Here is a 3379-nt window from a genome sequence, read left to right as displayed (position 1 = left end):
GGCGGGCCCCACCGGAAACTGACTGGCGACTCGGGTGGGCGGTCGTAAAGGATGGGCGTCATGACCACCGACGCGTTGAGCCGACTGCACCGCAAACCCGATCGCGGCGGCGACCGGGCACTGCTCGACGAGATCCTCGACGAGGTGAAGGTCGGCACGCTCTCGACGGTCGTCGACGGACTTCCCTGGTCGGTGCCGATGCTCTTCGCCCGCGACGGTGACCGCATCCTCATCCACGGCTCCACCGGCGCAGGTGCGCTGCGGCACGTGGCGACCGGGGCACCGGTGACGCTGACCGCCTTCGTCCTCGACGGACTCGTCGTCGCCGACACCCTGTTCGACCACTCCGCCAACTACCGCTCGGCTGTGGTGAGTGGCACCCTCGACGAGGTCGAGGTCGACCCCTCACACGCACTGGACGTGTTGTCGGACAAGCTGATCCCGGGCCGAACCGGCGAGGTGCGCACCCACACCGGCAAGGAGATCGCCGCCACCGCGGTCCTGGCGTTGAAGATCCGGGACGGTCAGTGGATCACCAAGGCCCGCAGCGGGCCGCCCGGCGAGACCGCCGAGCCCGTCTGGACCGGGGTCGTGCCCACTCGGATCGTCTACGGCGAGCCCATCGGGGCGACGGACGGCGAGGTCCCCGCGTCGGTGCGCGGCCTCACGACCCGCGACTGACACCGGCCGAGGGATCAGTACGAGACCGCGGGGCGCAACGCGTCGATTCGTCGGCGCACCGCAGTGGCACCGACATCGTCGGCCAGACGCCTCGCGCGATCGACGGTCACGTCGGACGGGTGCCCGTCCCGTCTGGCCTCGAGAAGAGCTGCGAGATAGGCGGTCTCGGCGTACCACCCCATGAAGCCACGTCTCTCGTGCTCACCGAACGCGTCGTCGAGATGGGCGGCGGCCCGGTCGTATCGGCCGAGTGCGATAGCCAGTTCGGTCAGGTGATGGTCGACGACGCCGTAGATCGACGCCCACGAGATCGCCATCTCGCCGGCGTACTCGGCGAGCAGGTCGTATGCGATCTCGCAGACCGCGGTGTTGCCCACCTGCGCGGCCACCCGTCCGATGGTGGCGATGGTGGACAGCCACATGTTGTTGACCGGGATCTCACCGATCCGTCGGCGGTCGTACCAGTCGACGAGTTCGACCGCGGCGTCGAGGTTCCCGACGTCGACGTGCGCGGTCGCGAGACACGCGCGGTAGGTGTCGACGATGTCGAAGCGTTCGGCGATGCCGTCGGCCGCGGCCACGATCTCGGACATGTCGCCACGCAACGCGGTCAGCGCGAACAGCTGACCCATCAGGCGGCCGTAGGTGTACGTGACGGCGGGTGAGGCGGGGATATCGCGTAGCGCATCGAATTTCGCCACACACCGCGCGAGCCGCCCCGCGGCCAGATCGATCGAGAAATCGAGGTTGCTCACGAGCCAGGCCAGCTCCGGGTCGCGCGACACCCGGGCCGGGGTCAGACCGGACCTGGTGCGGGTGGCCGCCGCGAGATGCCCGTACTCGATCTGATTGCGTGCGACCCATGTCGACGTCAGGGCGTCGACCCGCCGCGTCGGTGACTCGTCGAGCACGGTCATCAGCTCGGTGTAGGCGGCGGAACGGATCCCGGCGCACATCGGGACCCGCAGCACCACCAGGACCGCCGACAGGGCGGCGACGAGCGCATCCTGATCGCCGGAGGCGCGCGCTGCGCCGATCGATCGGGTGAGGAGGTCACGCAGCACACGGGAGTCCGCCACCCAGACGAGTTCGATGGCCAACTGCGCCAACAGACGTGCGGACGCCGATCCGTCACCGTGTCCGTCGGCCTCGAGCACGTAGAGCGCATCGTAGAGGGTGTCGATCCGCTCGTGATCGGAGTGGATGTGCACGTAGAGGGTGCCCGGCTGGTCGTTCGCGAGGGTCGCGGTCACCTGTAGTTCGGTGTCGCCCAGTCGTTTGGCCATCGTGACCGCGTCGAACAGGGTGTCCCGGAACGCCGGATCGCGTGCTTTTCGCTGCGCGCGACCGAGGTCGACGAGCAGGCGACACCGCTGTGCGGAATCGCCAGGGGGGACCAGCTGCTCGGTCGCACTCGTGTAGAACACCACCGCGTCCTCGTACGCACCGATCGACATCGCGCTGTCGGCGGCCTTGCGGGAGAACTCGGCTGCGCGCGGACGTTCGGAGTCCAGACCGCGGCTGAAGTGGTAGGCGAGCCGGGAGTAGTCCTCGGCGGCCGTGGCACCGCCGAGGTGCTCAGAGGTCCGCGCCACCCGGGTGTGCAGCTCGGAGCGTCGTCGTCCGGTGATGCCCGCGTAGACCGCCTCCTGCACCAGAGGGTGGCGCAACCGGATCTTCGTACCCGTCGGGTTCTCCGTCGCCAATCGGTTACCCACCAATTCGTCAAGGGCGTCCGCGAATGCGACATCGTCGAGATCTGCTGCGACGGTTCGCAACACGAGGCGTTGCGAGACCATCCCGATCACTGCGCACAGTTGCAGCAGCCCGAGCGCCGCGGGAGTCAACAACCGCTCGCGTTGGGCAACCGACTCGGCCACCGACGACGGGAGCGTGACGCCGGAACCGGGCTGGTACGAGCCGATCAGTGAGGCCACGAACAACGGGAGTCCGTCCGTGCGTTCGTAGAGTGTGGTCGGGTCGAGGGCGGTGTCCGCGGCATCGACCAGGGCACCGATCTCGGCGAGGCTGAACCCGCCCAGATGCAGACGCTGCACCCCGCTCGACCGGGTCGGCGCCGACAGCGTCGCGCGGATGTCCGCCCCGTCGGCGTACTCGTCGCGCACCGTCGCGACCACACACAGTCGGCTCTGCTCGGATGCGTGGATCAGATAGCGGATGACCGCCAGAGTGGCGGCCGACGCCCAGTGCAGGTCATCGATCACCAGGATCGTCGGCCCCGACCTGACCGACGATGTCAGCCAGTCGAGAACCGCGGTCATGATGACCGCGCGCTCGTCGACCTCGGGCCGCGCGGGTGCCATCTCGCCGAAGCGCCGCACCGCGTTGGGGACCAGGCGCAGGATATCGGTGCCGTTGCTGCGCAACCATTCACGTGCCTCGGAGGTGTCCAGGGCATCCAGTTCCCGGCCGACGGCCTCGACCAACGGTTCGAAGGGCACGACGGCCTCGTCGCTGCACCGGCCGAACAGGACATGCGCCCCGGCCGAACGGGCGCGCTTCATCACCTCGAGTACGAACGTGGTCTTGCCGCTACCGGCCTCCCCGGCGATGACGACGAACTGACCGCGTCCCCGGTCGGCACGACCGATCGCCTCGGTGATGGCCACCAGTTCGGCTCCGCGACCCACGAAGTCGTCGCCGATGTCGATGGTCGGCGGTGGCACCGCAGAGCCGG

Annotated in this window: 2 protein-coding genes; one reads left to right on the top strand and one right to left on the bottom strand. The window is 68.9% G+C overall.

What is annotated here, in order from left to right:
- Window positions 1-51: 51 nt before the first annotated feature.
- Window positions 52-681, top strand: coding sequence for a pyridoxamine 5'-phosphate oxidase family protein (locus JHC79_RS17710; protein ID WP_296393242.1), 630 nt, complete (start codon window positions 52-54; stop codon window positions 679-681).
- Between the two features lie 14 nt (window positions 682-695).
- Here JHC79_RS17710 and JHC79_RS17705 read toward each other — a convergent pair.
- On the bottom strand, window positions 696-3379 hold a 2684-nt coding region (locus JHC79_RS17705; protein ID WP_296393239.1), incomplete at its 5' end, for an AAA family ATPase.

It is taken from the genome of Williamsia sp. (assembly GCF_016462415.1).
Taxonomy (GTDB): Bacteria; Actinomycetota; Actinomycetes; order Mycobacteriales; family Mycobacteriaceae; genus Williamsia_A.
The sequence above is the reverse complement of the archived record's forward strand: the minus strand, read 5'-3'. Positions and strand labels throughout refer to the sequence as shown.